The organism is Streptomyces sp. NPDC042364, assembly GCF_056437585.1.
The window spans coordinates 1-1,082 of record NZ_JBWKAJ010000063.1; the positions used below are offsets into that span (position 1 = coordinate 1).

General features: G+C 70.0%; 1 protein-coding gene. It reads right to left on the reverse strand.

Features of this window, described 5'->3' with window-relative positions; all coding sequences use genetic code 11:
• On the reverse strand, positions 1-1,010 hold a 1,010-nt coding region (locus tag AC067N_RS38910), incomplete at its 3' end, for a transposase (RefSeq protein WP_478683684.1).
• Positions 1,011-1,082: the final 72 nt, after the last annotated feature.

Here is a 1,082-nt window from a genome sequence, read left to right on the forward strand (position 1 = left end):
TCCACCGGGGTGTCCTCGTCGGCGAGCAGTTCAAGACCCACGGCGGCCTCATGGTGCTCGGGCCCGGTGCCGGGCCGCAGGGCGACGGCGGTGTATAAGCCGGTCTCGGGCTCGACGGCCAGGTGGGCCTTGAAGCCGTCCTGCTGGTGGCTGCGGGTCTTGTGCACGTGCCGGGCTTCGGGATCGACGGTGGAGACCATCCGGTTCGCAGCGGTGCCCCGGGTGATGCGCCAGCGTCCGTCGCGGCCGTCGGAGTCCTCGGCGGGCTCGACGTCCTGGCCGGCGACCAGGGCCAGGATGCCCACCGCGTTCGCGGCTTTCTCGCCGAGTTGCTGGTCGGGCAGGTGGCCCAGCAGCCGCAGCGCATCGGTGACCAGCGCGTCGACCAGATCGGCGCGGGCCTGCTCGTCGTTCCAGGCAATCTTCGGTTTGCCTGGGTCGGTGTAGTCGTGCGCGGTGCACTGGGCAGGGGCGACTGTCCCGGCGCCGGGGACTTCGCGGATCACCGCGCGGACGGCGGCGATGAGCTGGGTGACGGTGTCCTGGGTGGCGACCGCGTCGTCCAGCACGGTGGAGTCCAGCGCCCGGCGGTGCTTGCCCTTGAGGACACCGGTGGCCTTCACGACCTCGCGCACGGCCTCGAAGATGCGGTTCGGGCGGGTGGAACGGGCCAGCCGGCGGCGGAAGTAGGCCAGCAGCGACGGATCGAACGCCATGTCGTGAAGTCCCAGCCCGCATGCGGCCTTCCACCGCAGGTCGCACCGCAGTTCCTGGACCGTCTCGAAGTCCGACAGCCCGTGCAGGGCCTGCAAGGTGATCGCGGCGGCCAAAAACTGCGGCGGCATGCTCGGCCGCCCGTTCGCCGAGGGATACATGTCCGTGAACATCTCAGCCGGGAACAGCTCGCCACGATGCTCGGCCAGGAACGCGAACACACTCCCCGCCGGGATCAGTTCCCGGCAGGTCTCCCACACGTCCGGCCCGACGGTCTCACCGACCCACTCACCCATCGCCACATGACGAGTCTGGCCCTGCCGCTGACGCGGCAGGGCCAGAACCCAAGATCTTCATCAGCCTTCTAG